Source organism: Pseudomonas sp. P4_C3 (assembly GCF_056402075.1).
The window spans coordinates 1-14,657 of record NZ_JBFUIC010000120.1 but is presented as its reverse complement, the minus strand read 5'-3'; the positions used below and the strand labels follow the sequence as shown (position 1 = coordinate 14,657).

General features: G+C 62.6%; 18 protein-coding genes and 1 pseudogene. 14 read left to right on the top strand and 5 right to left on the bottom strand.

Annotation, left to right across the window (positions count from 1 at the left end):
• The 10 genes and pseudogenes from AC1DVH_RS18620 to AC1DVH_RS18575 all read left to right on the top strand — a co-directional run.
• Positions 1 to 220 (top strand): annotated as a pseudogene (locus tag AC1DVH_RS18620) (dolichol-phosphate mannosyltransferase); the annotation flags it as partial.
• Entirely contained in the window at positions 217 to 495 is a 279-nt protein-coding gene (locus AC1DVH_RS18615) for a lipid-A-disaccharide synthase N-terminal domain-containing protein (RefSeq protein ID WP_223462623.1), read from the top strand. The pseudogene AC1DVH_RS18620 and the gene AC1DVH_RS18615, both read left to right, overlap by 4 nt.
• Before the next feature lie 3 nt (positions 496 to 498).
• The gene (locus tag AC1DVH_RS18610; RefSeq protein ID WP_477755045.1) at positions 499 to 1,908 is read left to right on the top strand and encodes an ArnT family glycosyltransferase; all 1,410 of its coding nucleotides are present in this window, start codon (positions 499 to 501) and stop codon (positions 1,906 to 1,908) included.
• A gap of 150 nt (positions 1,909 to 2,058) precedes the next feature.
• Entirely contained in the window at positions 2,059 to 3,231 is a 1,173-nt protein-coding gene (locus AC1DVH_RS18605; protein ID WP_477755044.1) for an acyl-CoA dehydrogenase family protein, read from the top strand.
• Positions 3,228 to 4,421 carry an acyl-CoA dehydrogenase family protein gene (locus AC1DVH_RS18600; RefSeq protein ID WP_477755043.1) on the top strand — a complete coding sequence of 398 codons (1,194 nt, stop codon included), beginning with the start codon at positions 3,228 to 3,230 and terminating at the stop codon, positions 4,419 to 4,421. The genes AC1DVH_RS18605 and AC1DVH_RS18600 overlap by 4 nt, the downstream gene beginning before the upstream one ends.
• Positions 4,422 to 4,434: 13 nt before the next feature.
• Positions 4,435 to 5,217: an SDR family oxidoreductase gene (locus AC1DVH_RS18595; RefSeq protein ID WP_477755042.1), complete on the top strand. Its 783-nt coding sequence runs from the start codon at positions 4,435 to 4,437 to the stop codon at positions 5,215 to 5,217.
• A gap of 2 nt (positions 5,218 to 5,219) precedes the next feature.
• A complete protein-coding gene (locus AC1DVH_RS18590; protein ID WP_477755041.1) occupies positions 5,220 to 5,711 on the top strand; it encodes a MaoC family dehydratase in 492 nt (163 codons plus the stop codon).
• The gene (locus AC1DVH_RS18585; protein WP_477755040.1) at positions 5,708 to 6,910 is read left to right on the top strand and encodes an acetyl-CoA C-acyltransferase; all 1,203 of its coding nucleotides are present in this window, start codon (positions 5,708 to 5,710) and stop codon (positions 6,908 to 6,910) included. Before AC1DVH_RS18590 ends, AC1DVH_RS18585 begins: the two co-directional genes overlap by 4 nt.
• Entirely contained in the window at positions 6,911 to 7,300 is a 390-nt protein-coding gene (locus tag AC1DVH_RS18580; RefSeq protein WP_477755039.1) for a nuclear transport factor 2 family protein, read from the top strand.
• Positions 7,297 to 7,731, top strand: coding sequence for a nuclear transport factor 2 family protein (locus AC1DVH_RS18575; protein WP_477755038.1), 435 nt, complete (start codon positions 7,297 to 7,299; stop codon positions 7,729 to 7,731). The genes AC1DVH_RS18580 and AC1DVH_RS18575 overlap by 4 nt, the downstream gene beginning before the upstream one ends.
• Here AC1DVH_RS18575 and AC1DVH_RS18570 read toward each other — a convergent pair.
• Positions 7,707 to 8,210, bottom strand: a complete 504-nt coding sequence (locus AC1DVH_RS18570) for an SRPBCC family protein (RefSeq protein ID WP_477755037.1) — start codon at positions 8,208 to 8,210, stop codon at positions 7,707 to 7,709. The two genes, AC1DVH_RS18575 and AC1DVH_RS18570, sit on opposite strands and share 25 nt — an antisense overlap.
• 113 nt (positions 8,211 to 8,323) lie before the next feature.
• A complete protein-coding gene (locus AC1DVH_RS18565; protein WP_477755036.1) occupies positions 8,324 to 9,094 on the bottom strand; it encodes an SDR family oxidoreductase in 771 nt (256 codons plus the stop codon).
• A gap of 266 nt (positions 9,095 to 9,360) precedes the next feature.
• Here AC1DVH_RS18565 and AC1DVH_RS18560 point away from each other — a divergent pair, with 266 nt between their 5' ends.
• The 4 genes from AC1DVH_RS18560 to dmpG are packed head-to-tail and all read left to right on the top strand — an operon-like array spanning position 9,361 to position 12,951.
• Positions 9,361 to 10,188: an alpha/beta fold hydrolase gene (locus tag AC1DVH_RS18560; protein WP_477755035.1), complete on the top strand. Its 828-nt coding sequence runs from the start codon at positions 9,361 to 9,363 to the stop codon at positions 10,186 to 10,188.
• Positions 10,185 to 10,976, top strand: coding sequence for a fumarylacetoacetate hydrolase family protein (locus tag AC1DVH_RS18555; RefSeq protein ID WP_477755034.1), 792 nt, complete (start codon positions 10,185 to 10,187; stop codon positions 10,974 to 10,976). Before AC1DVH_RS18560 ends, AC1DVH_RS18555 begins: the two co-directional genes overlap by 4 nt.
• An 18-nt stretch (positions 10,977 to 10,994) precedes the next feature.
• Entirely contained in the window at positions 10,995 to 11,903 is a 909-nt protein-coding gene (locus tag AC1DVH_RS18550) for an acetaldehyde dehydrogenase (acetylating) (RefSeq protein WP_477755033.1), read from the top strand.
• 13 nt (positions 11,904 to 11,916) lie between these two features.
• Positions 11,917 to 12,951, top strand: coding sequence for a 4-hydroxy-2-oxovalerate aldolase (gene dmpG, locus AC1DVH_RS18545; RefSeq protein ID WP_477755032.1), 1,035 nt, complete (start codon positions 11,917 to 11,919; stop codon positions 12,949 to 12,951).
• 65 nt (positions 12,952 to 13,016) lie between these two features.
• Here the strand turns inward: dmpG and AC1DVH_RS18540 are convergent, their stop codons facing one another.
• The 3 genes from AC1DVH_RS18540 to AC1DVH_RS18530 all read right to left on the bottom strand — a co-directional run.
• Positions 13,017 to 13,184: a hypothetical protein gene (locus AC1DVH_RS18540; protein ID WP_007986291.1), complete on the bottom strand. Its 168-nt coding sequence runs from the start codon at positions 13,182 to 13,184 to the stop codon at positions 13,017 to 13,019.
• A gap of 344 nt (positions 13,185 to 13,528) precedes the next feature.
• Positions 13,529 to 14,077 (bottom strand): ADP compounds hydrolase NudE, encoded by a 549-nt coding sequence (gene nudE, locus AC1DVH_RS18535; protein WP_477755031.1) that lies wholly within the window; start codon positions 14,075 to 14,077, stop codon positions 13,529 to 13,531.
• A gap of 87 nt (positions 14,078 to 14,164) precedes the next feature.
• Positions 14,165 to 14,657: helix-turn-helix transcriptional regulator (locus tag AC1DVH_RS18530; RefSeq protein WP_477755030.1), on the bottom strand; the 493-nt coding region annotated here is incomplete at its 5' end.

Here is a 14,657-nt window from a genome sequence, read left to right as displayed (position 1 = left end):
GCCGTACTTCGACCACATGCATCGCTATATTCCGGCACTGATCCAGCGCCATAACGGGCGCATGATCGTGCACCCGGTCAACCATCGGCCGCGCACGGCCGGGGTGTCGAAATACGGCAACATCGACCGCGCGCTGGTCGGCATTCTCGATTTGTTCGGTGTCTGGTGGCTGATCAAACGCACGCGGTTGAACACCATTGCCCAGGAGATTGAAGGATGAATCTCTCCCGCGAAGCCTTGTGGCTGATCGTCGGTTTTGCCGGCCAGATCGCCTTTACCGGGCGGTTTGTCCTGCAGTGGCTGTACAGCGAGTACAAGAAACGCAGTGTGATCCCGGTGAGCTTCTGGTACCTGAGCATCGTCGGCAGCACCTTGCTGCTCGCCTATGCCATTTACCGTGAAGACCCGGTGTTCATCGCCGGCCAGGCCTTTGGCTCCATCGTCTACTTTCGCAACCTGCAATTGATCAAAAAAAGCAAACACCTAAAGGAGTAGGTCATGCGCGGATCGTTATCGACCCGAAATATTACGTTGCTCGTGACTATCGCGATTGCGTTGCTGTTTTTCTGGGGACTGGGCAGCGTGCCGTTCCTCAGTGTCAACGAGGCCCGCCGCGCCGTCACCGTGCGCGAAATGCGTGAGGCAGGCAGCTGGCTGCTGCCTTATATGAACGGCGACTTGTACTTGTCCAAGCCGCCGTTTTTCTATTGGGCCGGCCTGGTTTCAACGGCGGTGCTGGGCAGCTTGTCCGAGTGGAGCGTGCGCCTGCCTTCGGCGTTGGCCGCCGCCTTGTGCTGTGTTGGCACTTATCTGTACGGCGTTCGGCAGGCGGGGCGACAGGTCGGTCTGTTCGCTGTGGTGTTCCTGGCCGCGAACGGTGCCTTCAGCCTGTTCGCACGGCGCTCGGAAATCGAGATGCTGTTGACCCTGCTGTGCTTCGGTGCGCTGTTGGCGGCCTGGCAGTTCATTTTCCTGCAAGGCCGGGTCTTGTGGAGTCGGCTCAGCTACGTGCTGCTGGGCTGCGCGCTGCTGACCAAAGGCCCCGTTTGCCTGTTGTGGGTGACGGCACCGATTCTGGCTTATGCGCTGATCTACCGTGATGCCCGGGCCAAGGCTTATCTGTGCGACGGTTGGGGCTGGCTGATTGCCGTGGTGCTGGGCAGTTCCTGGTACCTGGCGGTGTCGGTGAGTCAGGGCTGGGGCATCTGGGCCTCGATCATCAGCGAAGACATCGTGAAGAAGATCGACGGACAGGGCGCCGAAGCCTGGTACGCGTATCTGTTGTACCTGGCCGGGGATTTCTTCCCGTTCTGGCTGATCGTGTTCGTGCAGCCGCGCAAGTTCTGGGCAATGATCCGCTCGCGCCGCGAGGCGGGCATGTTGCTGATTTGCACTCTGTTGCCGCTGCTGGTGTTTTCCCTGTTCACCGAAAAGCATGGCAAATACCTGTTGCCGGTTTATCCGTCCATGGCATTGCTGCTGGCGATGCACTGGTCGGCGCTGCTCGAGGAGCTGAAGGGGCGCTGGCGCACGGTCCTGGCCGTTGTGCCCTACGTGATGCTGGCCGGGTTCGTGGTGTTCTACATGTTCGTCGAAGCGCGGGTGCTGTCGCACCGGGTTGGCGGTCTTGAGCAGGTGGCCACGCTGGCCGACGGGCAGCCGGGGCAGAAGGCCTACACCCTCGGTGAGCCGGATATTCGTCTGGTCTACTACATGGGCCGGCCGGTGGCGCCGCTGACAGTGGCGCAGTTGCAGTCCGAGTCGCGTCCGGCTGGGCTGCTGTTTGTGCAAGAACCCCTCGCACCGGAACTGCAGAACCTGGCGTCGTGCCAGGTCGGTGAAATCAACCCGTACCTGAAACCGGACCGTTCAGCGCTGCTGGTGCGCATGGGCGGAGACTGCCGCTGATCGGCTTCCCGGCCGAACACACACGCCAGCACATCACCCGTTCGGACTAGGCAGGGCTAACGATTCTGCCGCGTCCGGCCGGCGCCAAACTTCATGCTCAAAGGGGTGTTGCGCCACGCGCGCCCCGCCAAACGAGCAGAAGGCGCCGCGATGGAGTTTGCATTCAGCGACGAACAGGAAATGATCCGCGCATCGGCCGAGGGCTTCCTCGCCGATGTCTCGGATTCTGCCGCCGTGCGCGCGGCTATGGTCAGTGAACGGGGTTTTGACGAAGCCCTCTGGCAGCGTCTGTGCCAGGAAATGTACTGGCCAGCGATTCACATCCCCGAAACCTATGGCGGCCTCGGCCTGGGCTTTGTCGAGCTGGCAATCCTGCTGGAACAGATGGGCCGGCGCTTGCTGTGCTCGCCGTTTTTCGCCACCGCCTGCATGGCCACGCCCGCGCTGTTGCTGGCCGCCAATGATGAACAGAAGCAGCGCTGGTTGCCGTCGATTGCCGACGGCAGCGTGACCGCAACGCTGGCGTTCAGCAGTGCCAACGGCTGGTCCGCCAACGATGTCCAGGCAACGGTGGTGGCGCAGGGCGACGGGTTTGTCCTCGACGGCACCCTCAAGCATGTGCTCGACGGCCATAGCGCAGACCTGTTGATCATTGCCGCACGACAACCCGGAACCACTGGGGAAAAGGGCATCAGCCTGTTTGCCGTGAGCGCCGAGCGGGCCGGCATCGAGCGGCAAATGCTGCCGACCATGGACCAGACCCGGCGCCAGACGCGGATCCAGCTCAAGGGCCTGTACCTTGAAGCCGACTGCCTGCTGGGTGAATTCGGCAACGGCTGGTCGCACCTTGAGCGAGTCCTGCAACTGGCCTGCATCGGCTTGGCTGCCGAGCAGACCGGCGGCGCGCAGCAGGTGCTCGACCTCAGCGTGGCCTACATGCAGGAGCGCCAACAGTTCGGTCGCCCGATTGCCAGTTTCCAGGCCCTCAAACACCGCGCCGCCGACATGATGCTGCAAGTCGAATGCGCGCGATCGGCCAGTTACTACGCCGCGTGCGTGGCCCAGGAAGTCCTCGACCCGCAGGGTAATCCGCAGGTCGCGGCCGAACTGCCGCTGGCGGCGGCGCTGGCCAAGGCGCAGTGCTCGGAAACCTATTTCCATTGCGCGTCCGAATCGATCCAGTTGCACGGTGGCGTCGGTTTCACCTGGGAATACGACCCGCACCTCTACTTCAAGCGCGCCCGCGCCAGCGAGAGTTTCCTCGGGCTACCGGCCTGGCATCGCGAGCGGATTGCCGCGGTGATTCTGGGAGAGCAGCCATGAAAATCAGTTTCAGCGAGCAGGACGAACGCTTCCGTCGGGAAGTCGCCGACTGGATGCGCGCCAACCTCTGCGGTGAGTTCGAGGACCTGCGTTTTCGCGGCGGCCCGGGCGATGAGCATATGTTTCCCGAAGAGCGCAAAGCCTGGGAACGCAAACTCGCCGAAGGCGGCTGGACCTGTGTCGGCTGGGCGCCGGAGCATGGCGGGCGCGGATTGTCGATCACCCAGCAGGTGATTTTCAACGAAGAGTACGCCCGCTCCGGCGGCCCCGGCCGCATGGGCCATATCGGCGAAGGGCTGGCCGGGCCGACCATCGCCGCGTTCGGCACGGTCGAACAGCAACAGCGCTTTTTGCCTGGGATCGTCAGCGGTACATCGTTCTGGTGCCAGGGCTATTCAGAGCCGGGCGCCGGTTCCGACCTGGCCAACGTCAAGACTCGTGCGACGCTGGATGAAGCGACCGGCCAATGGCTGATCAACGGACAAAAAGTCTGGACGTCCCTGGCCCACGAGTCGGACTGGTGCTTTGTCATCGCCCGCACCGAACCGGGCAGCGTCGGCCATCGCGGTCTGTCGTTCCTGCTGGTGCCGATGGCTCAGACGGAAATCGCTGTGCGACCGATCGAGCAATTGACCGGCACTTCGGAATTCAACGAAGTGTTCTTCGACGATGCCCGCACCGACGCCACCAACATCATCGGCGCGCCGGGCGAAGGCTGGAAGATCGCCATGGCGCTGCTGGGTTTCGAGCGGGGTGTGTCAACCCTCGGCCAGCAGATGCAGTTTCAGAACGAACTCAACGAAATCATCGCCATCGCCAAGGCCAATGGTGCCGACCGCGACCCGATCTTGCGCCAGCGTCTGGCCGAAGCCTGGAGCGGGCTGCGGATCATGCGCTACAACTCGCTGCGCATGCTCTCGGGTAGCCAGGACGGTTCGCTGCGTAAAGAGGCGACCATCTACAAGCTGTTCTGGTCGAGCTGGCACGCCAGCCTCGGCAAGTTGGCGATGGACGTTCTCGGCGCGGAGGCGGAATTGCTTGAAGCTGCGCCTTACCAACTGACCCGTTTGCAGTCGCTGTACCTGTTCAGCCGCGCCGACACCCTCTACGGCGGCAGCAACGAAATACAGCGCAACATCATCGCCGAGCGTGCCTTGGGCATGCCCAAAGAGCCGCGTCCGCGCACCTGAAAGGAGAGAGTTCATGTCTGTACCTCAATATGTTGAAGGGCGCGGCCTGCTGCGCGGCAAGTCGGTGCTGATCACCGCCGCCGCAGGCGCCGGGATCGGTTTTTCCGCCGCCGTGCGTGCCGCCGAGGAAGGTTGCCGCGCGCTGATGATCAGCGATATCCATGAAGGCCGGCTGGCCGAAGCGGTGCTGAAAATTCGTGAAACCACCGGGCTGCAGCAGGTCTTCGGCCAGGTCTGCAACGTCGCCGACGAAGCCCGGGTGCAACAGCTGATCGCCTGCGCCGAGCGTGACCTGCAAGGCGTCGATGTGCTGATCAACAACGCGGGCCTCGGCGGCTCGCGGTTGCTGGTGGACATGGCCGACGAAGAGTGGAATCGGGTCATCGACGTGACGCTCACCGGCACCATGCGCATGACCCGCGCCATGCTGCCGAAAATGATGGAGCGGCGTGCCGGGGTGATCGTCAACAACGCCTCGGTGCTGGGTTGGCGCGCGCAGAAAGAACAGGCGCACTACGCCGCCGCCAAGGCCGGGGTCATGGCGCTGACCCGCTGCGCAGCGGTCGAGGCGGCCGACTATGGCATCCGCATCAACGCGGTCAGCCCGAGCATTGCCCTGCACGATTTCCTGCGCAAATCTGCGCCCCAGGCAGTGCTCGATCAACTGGCCGCCAACGAAGCGTTCGGCCGCGCCGCCGAAGTCTGGGAAGTGGCCAACGTGATGATGTTCCTGGCCAGCGACTACAGCTCCTACATGACCGGCGAAGTGTTGTCGGTGTCCAGCCAGAGGGCGTGACCATGCCACGTATTTTCGACACGCCGATGGCCTTGTTCGACGCCGTGGGCGAATCACTCGGCGTCAGCGACTGGCTGCTGCTTGAGCAGGACCGCATCGACCGGTTCGCCGACGCCACTGGCGATCACCAGTGGATTCACGTCGATCCGCTCAAGGCCGCCAGCGGCCCGTTTGGCACCTGCATTGCCCATGGTTACCTGAGCCTGTCGCTGGTCAATCTGTTCTTGCCGCAGATCGTCGAAGTCCGTGGCCTGGCCATGGGCGTCAACTATGGCTGCGAGCGGGTGCGCTTCCCCTCGGCGGTGCGCGTCGGCTCGCGGGTGCGCGGCAGTGCACAACTGATCGCGGTCGAGGAAGTGAAGGGCGGTGTGCAGGCGACCGTCCGCGTCAGCGTCGAGATCGACGGCGAGGAACGTCCCGGCTGCGTGGTCGACACCATCAGCCGCTATTACCCGGCCAGACCTTCAACAGCATTTTCGAGGAATCCAGCATGAAAGAAGCCGTCATCGTATCGACCGCCCGTACTCCGATCGGCAAAGCCTTTCGCGGTGCGTTCAATGACACCGAAGCGCCGCAACTGGGCGGCCACGTGGTGCGCGAAGCCGTGCGCCGTGCCGGCATCGAGCCGGGTGAAGTGGACGACGTGATCATCGGCGCCGCCGCGCAGCAGGGTACGCAGTCCTATAACCTGGGGCGCCTGTGCGCAATTGCCGGTGGCTTGCCGGCATCGGTTGCCGGGATGGCCGTCGAGCGCCAGTGCTCGTCGGGCCTGATGAGTATCGCCATGGCCGCCAAAGGCATCATGTGCGACGAAATCGACATCGCCGTGGCCGGTGGCCTGGAGTCGATTTCCCTGGTGCAGAACAAACACAAGAACCTGTATCGCAACCAGTCGGGTTCGGTGATCGAGCTGGACCCGCACGCCTATATCCCGATGATCGAAACCGCCGAGATCGTCTCCGCACGCTATGGCATATCCCGCGACAAGCAGGACGAATACAGCTACCAGAGCCAGCTGCGTACCGCACAGGCCCAGAGCGCCGGGCGATTCGACCGCGAACTGGCGCCGCTGACCAGCCGCCAGATGATCGTCGACAAGGCCACGGGCGAAACCCGCCATGAGTCCGTTACCTTGCTGCGCGACGAGTGCAACCGCATCGACACCAGCCTCCAAAGCCTGAAAGCGCTGGAGCCGGTATGGCCGGGCGGTCAGTGGAGCGACAAGGGGCGTTTTATCACCGCCGGTAATGCCTCGCAGCTGTCCGACGGTGCGTCGGCCTCGGTATTGATGAGCGCCAAGCTGGCCGAGAAGCGTGGCCTGGAACCGCTGGGGATCTATCGCGGCATGGCCGTCGCCGGCTGCAACTCCGACGAGATGGGCATCGGCCCGGTGTACGCCATTCCCAAGCTGCTCAAGCGCCACGGCCTGACCATGGACCACATCGGCCTCTGGGAGTTGAACGAAGCGTTCGCCTGTCAGGTGCTGTACTGCCGCGACACCCTGGGCATTCCGGCCGAGCGCCTGAACGTCAACGGCGGGGCGATTTCCATTGGTCATCCGTTCGGCATGTCCGGGGCGCGCATGGTCGGCCACGCGTTGGTCGAAGGCCAGCGTCGCGGTTTGCGTTATGTGGTGGTGAGCATGTGCATCGGTGGCGGCATGGGCGCGGCAGCCCTGTTCGAGGTGGTCTGAATGATCAGCGCTCAACAGATTCAGGCGACCATGGCCCGCTACGTGGAGCTGGTGGATGCCAGCGACATCGAGGGCATCCTCGCGCTCTACGCCAAAGACGCCACCGTTGAAGACCCGGTCGGCCACGCGCCGTTGCAGGGCATCGACGCCATCGGGCGTTTCTACCGTGAAGGGCTGGGGGCGATGAAAGTCTCCGCGACCCGGACCGGGCCGGTGCGCGCGACGCTCAACGGTTGCGGCGCGATGCCGTTCCGGGTCGACATGGAGTGGGGCGGGAAACCTTGCTCGCTGCATATAATCGATGTGATGGAGTTCGATGCCGACGGCAAGATCCGCTCGATGAAAGCCTTCTGGAGTGAGGTCAACGTGACGGCGCGAGGTTCGGCATGAGCCTGGAGCAGCRTATCGCCCGCCTGGAAGCCCTTGAGGACATCCGCCAGCTCAAGCATCGCTACCTCAATGCCTGCGACCTCAAGCAGGTCGAGGTGATTGCCGATTGCTTCGCCGAAGGTGAAGTGCTGATCGATTACGGTCCGCTGGGGATCTTTCACGAGCGCGACAGTTTTGTCGCGCTGTACCGCGAACTGGCCTGCCATGAGCGGGTGATCGACCTGCATCATGGCGCCAACCCGGAAATCGAGGTGCTGAGCGAGGATCAGGCCCAGGGYCGTTGGGCTCTGTGGTATTTCAATGTGGATGGCGAGAGCGGGGCGACGCGGCAGCTGGGTGGCTTTTATCAGGACCGTTACCAGCGTATAGCCGGACAATGGAAGATAGTCGCCACCCGTTTTACCGCTCACTCGGAAGTGGCGCGTTCCTGAAGGCGGGTTTCGATCCGGTCGGGATTCTGCGTTCGGCCGGTTTCGTAGTAGGCCTTGAGGTGCTCGGCAATCTGCTGCACGACCTTGTTGAAGGCCTTGGCCAGCAACCTTTCAAACAGCCTGCCACCGCGCAGGCTGTAACGCATTTGCAAGGTGATGCGTGTCACATCCCCCTCCGGTTGCAAGGCATAACTGAAACTCGCCTCGCGAAACGGAAAGGGCGAGTCATTGTCGCCCTTGTGCAACCGCAGCACAAAACTAGTGCCTTCCTGCCACTGCACCACGCTTTCATCCAGATACTGACCGCCCTTGCGCAACACCCGGCGACTGGCGCCGACACCTTGCGTTGCGCCGGGATGAAACTGGCAACCGGTGAGCCCCGGTACGTAGTGTGGGGCGAGGCTCAGGTCGCACAGTTTGGCCCATGCGGCTTGTGGTGGGAGATCGAGCAAAACACTGTGGCTGGCCATTGCGGGCATGTCGGAATTCCTCTTGTTATTTGACTGCTTGAAAGATCGCAGCCTCGTTTCACTCGACAGCTCCTACAGAGATTGAGGTTCAACTGTAGGAGCCGCCGAAGGCTGCGATCTCTTCAGGATTGGGCCGCGTCGAGAAACGCCGGGCGTTCACCTGCGCCATGCACCGCGATGTCCGCGCCACTGACGTAACGGGCCAATGTCGAGGCCAGGTACAGACAGGTATCGCCAATGTCCTCCGGGGTTGCCAGGCGTTGCAGCGGAATGGTCGCCGCCACCCGGGCAACGCCCGCGTCGTCACCATAATGCATGGCCGCCTGCTCGGTGAGAATCAGCCCGGCGGTCACGGCGTTGACCCGCACCTTCGGCGCCCATTCCACTGCCAGCGAGGTGGTCAGATTGAGCAGTCCGGCTTTAGCCGCGCCATAGGCAGCGGTGCCGGGGGAAGGGCGGGTGGCGCTGACGCTGCAGATGTTGATGATCGCACCGCCATCGGCCTGGGCCTGCATCACCTGGTTGGCTTGCTGGCACAGGTTCAGTGGGGCAATCAGATTCAGGCGGATGATCGCTTCGCTGAAACGCGGCGAGGCCGTGGCGGCATCGGCGTTCGGTGAACCGCCGGCATTGTTGACCAGCACATCGAGGCGGCCGAAGCGCTCGACGATTTGTGCGATCAAGCGCCCGGACTGCTCGACATCGCGCAGGTCGCAGGGTACGAACAGCGCCTCGCGTCCGCCGCTGGCAGGCAAGGATTGCGGGGCTTCACGACCGCAAGTTACCACCACGGCACCGCAGTCGAGAAACCGTTGGCTGATGCCGCGACCCACACCTTTGCCACCGCCGGTGACCAATACCACTTTGCCGCGAAAGTCCATCGGATCAAGCATGGGAGATCTCTTTTTGTCGCTCGGGAATGCCATCGATGCTAGGTCGACCGTCTTTGTAGGCCAACGTCCGATGAGACTAGAGACTGTAGGAGCGAGCTTGCTCGCGATGGACGTCAACGATAACGCGCAAAACCTGATGCCCCGCGGTGTCCTGACGTTTTTCGCGAGCAAGCTCGCTCCTACAGGCGCGTAGTCCTGTCGGACGATGTTGGCGACTCGGCCCCTCGGAATAATCGGACTACAACAACAGGCCGGGAGGACACCTTATGGGCGCTTCAGCGCAAGGGCACTTCGTTACGCTGCCGGATGGTTTGCAGCTGCACTATCGTGACGTCGGCAACGGCGAGCCGGTGATTTTCATTCATGGCAGCGGGCCGGGCGCCAGCGGTCACAGTAACTTCAAGCAGAACTACCCGGTGTTCGCCGTGGCCGGTTACCGGGTGATCGTTCCCGACCTGCCGGGCTACGGCACTTCGGACAAACCCGACACCCTCTACACCCTGGACTTCTTTGTCGCAGCCCTGAGCGGTTTGCTCGACGCCCTCGACATCCAGCGTTGCGTGCTGGTCGGCAACTCCCTGGGCGGTGCGATCGCGATCAAACTGGCCCTCGACCAACCGCAGCGTGTCAGCCGTCTGGTGCTGATGGCGCCCGGTGGCCTGATGGAAAAGGAACAGTATTACCTGCAGATGGAAGGCATCCAGAAAATGGGTGCGGCCTTCGCCAAGGGTGAGCTGAACGATGCGGCGGGCATGCGCCGCCTGCTGGCGCTGCAACTGTTCGATGAAAGCCTGATCAGCGACGAAACGGTCAACGAGCGCGTGGCCGTGGTGCAGCAGCAGCCGGTGTGTGTGCTGTCGACCATGCAGGTGCCGAACATGACGTCGCGGCTGGCCGAACTGCAATGCCCGATCCTCGGTTTCTGGGGCATGAACGACAAGTTCTGCCCGTCCTCCGGAGCCCAGACCATGCTCGAAAACTGCTCCGGTATCCGTTTCGTGATGCTCAGCGAGTGCGGGCATTGGGTCCAGGTCGAACACCGTGACTTCTTCAATAGCCAGTGTCTGGCATTCCTTCAGGAGGCCCGCGGATGAGCGTGCAATTGCGCCGTGAGTTCGGCGAAGAGCTTTATCAGGCGCTGCTCAGCGGCTCCACACTGGCACCGCTGACCGAGCGTTGGCCGTCGATCAGCATTGAAGACGCCTATCACATTTCCCTGTACGCCATTGAGCGTCGGGTTGCGGCCGGTGACCAGATCGTCGGCAAGAAAATCGGCGTGACCTCGGCGGCGGTGCAGCAGATGCTCAACGTGCATCAGCCGGATTTCGGTTTCATCACGCGGCAGATGTCGTTCGATGACGACGCCCGGATTTCCCTGTCCGCCAACAAACTGATCCAGCCCCGTGCCGAGGGCGAGATTGCCTTCAAGCTCAAGCATGATCTGGTCGGCCCCGGCATCGCCGAAGCAGACGTGCTGGCCGCCACCGAATACGTGATGCCATGCTTCGAGATCGTTGACTCGCGGATTCACGACTGGCGCATCCGCATCCAGGACACCGTGGCTGACAACGCGTCGTGCGGCGTGTTCGTGCTGGGCGACAGCAAGGTCGAACCCCGCGAGCTGGACCTGCCGAACTTGCGCATGCGTGTGTTCAAGAATGGTTTACCCCTGAGCGAAGGTCTGGGTTCGGCGGTGCAGGGCAACCCGCTGACCGCCGTGGCCTGGCTGGCCAACACCCTGGGTGCGTTCGGCATTCCATTCAAGGCCGGGGAAATCATTCTCTCGGGCTCGCTGGTGCCACTGGAACCGGCCCGTGCCGGCGACCGTTTTGAACTGACCATTGATGGCCTGGGCAGTGCCCGGGTGTCTTTCTGCGCCTGACTTTTGGAGTTTGACCCAATGAGCAAAAAACTCAGAGCGGCCATTATCGGCCCGGGTAACATCGGCACTGATCTGCTGATGAAAATGTGCCGATCGCAATGGATCGAGCCGGTGTGGATGGTCGGTGTCGACCCTGAATCCGAGGGCCTGAAACGTGCTCGGGAAATGGGCATCAAAACCACCGCCGGTGGTGTCGACGGCTTGCTGCCTCATGTGCTCGACGATGATATTCGTATCGCCTTCGATGCCACCTCGGCCTATGTGCATGCGGAAAACAGCCGCAAGCTCAACGAGCTGGGGGTGATCATGATCGACCTCACGCCAGCGGCCATCGGCCCGTTCTGCGTGCCGCCGGTCAACCTCAAGGAGCACGCGTCGAGCCTGGCGATGAACGTCAACATGGTCACCTGCGGTGGTCAGGCGACCATCCCGATGGTGGCGGCGGTGTCGCGGGTGCAATCGGTGAGCTACGGCGAAATCGTGGCCACGGTGTCCTCCGGTTCGGTCGGCCCGGGTACGCGGCAGAACATTGATGAATTCACCCGCACCACGGCCGGTGCGGTGGAGAAGATCGGCGGCGCCCGACGCGGCAAGGCAATCATCGTGATCAACCCGGCCGAGCCGCCGCTGATGATGCGCGACACCATCCACTGCCTGACCGATGACGAGCCGAACCAGGATGCGATCCGCACCTCGGTGCTGGAGATGGTCCGCGAAGTTCAGCGCTATGTGCCGGGCTACAAGCTGATCAACGGGCCGGTGTTCGACGGGCGCAAGGTGTCGATTTTCATCGAGGTCGAAGGCCTCGGCGATTTCCTGCCCAAGTCCGCCGGTAACCTCGACATCATGACCGCCGCCGGATTGCGCACGGCCGAGATGTTCGCTGAAGAAGCCTGCAAGGGCATCCTGCAATTGCCTGCCCGTTGAGTGGAGAATCGCTATGAATTTGCAAGGTAAGCGCGTGCGTCTGCACGACATGAGTCTGCGCGACGGCATGCATGCCAAACAGCATCAGATCAGTATCGAACAAATGGTCTCGGTGGCCACCGGCCTCGATGCCGCCGGTGTGCCGCTGATCGAAATCACCCACGGCGATGGCCTGGGCGGTTCGTCGCTGAACTACGGTTTCCCCGCCCACAGTGACGAGGCGTATTTCGCCGCGGTGATCCCGCAGATGAAACAGGCCAGGGTTTCGGCCCTGTTGCTGCCGGGGATCGGTACCCTCGATCACCTGAAGATGGCCCACGAACACGGTGTCTCGACCATTCGTGTCGCCACTCACTGCACCGAGGCGGACGTGTCTGGCCAGCACATCGGCATGTCGGCGAAGATGGGCCTGGATACCGTCGGCTTCCTGATGATGGCGCACATGGTCAGCCCGGAGAAATTGCTGGAGCAGGCGCGCCTGATGGAAAGCTACGGCGCCAATTGCATCTACTGCACCGATTCGGCCGGCTACATGCTGCCCGATGAAGTGACGCAGAAGATCGGGGCCCTGCGTGCCGGACTGAATGCCGGGACCGAAGTCGGTTTTCACGGCCACCACAACATGGGCATGGCCATCGCCAACTCCCTGGCCGCCATCGAGGCCGGTGCTGCGCGGATCGACGGATCGGTTGCAGGCCTTGGCGCGGGGGCGGGCAATACGCCGCTGGAAGTGTTCGTCGCGGTGCTGGAACGCATGGGTGTCAACAGCGGCGTCGACCTGTACAAGATCATGGACGTGGCCGAAGACCTGGTGGTGCCGATGATGGATCAGCCGATCCGCCTCGACAGGGACGCACTGACACTCGGTTACGCCGGGGTCTACAGTTCGTTCCTGTTGTTCGCCAAGCGTGCCGAGCAGAAGTACGGCATCGCTGCTCGCGAGCTGCTGGTGGAGTTGGGGCGGCGCGGAACCGTGGGTGGTCAGGAAGACATGATTGAAGACCTGGCGTTGACTCTGTCGCGGGCCAGGTGTGTACTGCCGACCTGATTTTTCCGGCAACGAAAAAACCACCGATGATTCGGTGGTTTTTTTATGGCCGGTGGAAACCGTGCTCAAGGCAGCAGATTGCGCACCACGGGCGGATAACAGTTGATGGCCGCGCTCGAACAGCTGAAGTAGGCCGTGGTCGGTCGGTAGGCTTCATTCTTGAACAGTTGGCACAGGCTAGTGGAAGTACCCGCACAGAGGATGATGAACAGAGCACAAGTAGTTTTGCGCATGATGGGTCTCGACACGGTTTTATTGTTGTAGAGACAGGTTATGGCGCTAGCTCGCGAGTGGCTTCGTCCGAATGGACTAGCCAGTAAAGTCGCAACAGTGAGGTCCCTGTGGGAGCGAGCTTGCTCGCGATGGCGGWGTGTCAGGCGACAKGGRTGTTGGCTGTGCCGGCCTCATCGCGAGCAAGCTCGCTCCCACAGTGATTTGGGTAGTTCGCAGATTTTGCATCCAGCCACTGAACCTGTGGGAGCGAGCTTGCTCGCGATGGCGGWGTGTCAGGCGACAKGGRTGTTGGCTGTGCCGGCCTCATCGCGAGCAAGCTCGCTCCCACAGATACTGATGGGTGTCAGGTGCGTCGGGCGAGGGCGCCCATGGCCATGAACAGTGCGGCAATCGCCCGGGCTTCGTGGAGTTCGCCGCGGGCCACCAGTTCGGGGATTTGTGCCAGTGGTACACGCAGGCATTCCAGGGGTTCGGGTTCGTCGCCTTGCAGTTGGCAGGGGCTCAGTTGTTCGGCCAGTACCACCCGGTAACGGTGGCACAGGTGTCCCGGTGCCAGGGTCAGTTCGCCCAGTTCGGTGAGACGTGCTGCGCGCATGCCGACTTCTTCGCTCAGCTCGCGCTGCGCCGCCTGCAAATAGTCTTCATCGGGCTCGGCACCGCCCTTGGGCAGGCCGAGAATGGTTTTTTCCACACCGACCGCGTATTCGCGCACCAGCAGCACATGCTCTGCATCGGGCATCGCCACCAGCATCACCGAACGATAACCGGTGCCGCGCAGGCGTTCGTAGACCCGCTGCTGGCCGTTGCTGAATTGCAGGTGCAGGGCTTCGATCTGAAAGTGGCCGCTTTGCGCCAGCAGTTCAGTCTTGAGGATGGTTGGGCAGTTGCGCATGGGGCAGTCCCCTGTTTGGGATAAAGACACTGTGCGCTGTACATCGGGGGCCGCCATCGTCCGAGCGGACGAGGGCGGCAATGACGGCTAGCCAAGGGTCGCCACGCTGCGCAGGATCAGGCGCACCAGCATGGTCTGGCGGGTCACGCCGGTCTTGGAGAAGGTCGAGCGCAGGTGTGCCCGCGAGGTGTTGCGGCTGATGCCCAGCTCTTCCGAAGCTTCGTCGAGGGTCAGGCCGTTGGCCAATAACATCGCCAGCTGGGTTTCCGCCGGGGTGAAGTCGAACAGCGCGCGAACGATTTCCTGCGGTGCGGTGGACTGTTGCTCCGGGTCGCTGATGAAAATCACCACGGTCGGGCACTGTTTGCCCTCGCTCCAGTCGGTCAATGGCACCGAGCGCACGATGATCCCCAGGTCCGCCTTTCCGGACGGCCGCTGCACGCGCAGGGCCTCGACCACCGACGGGTTGCTGCTCTTTTGCGACAGCAGCGACTGTTTGACCAGTCGGCGGAACTCTTGGGTGTCGCGGGCCGTACCGACCTGCAGGCCATCGTTGACCACTTTGATGCCGTCCTTTTCC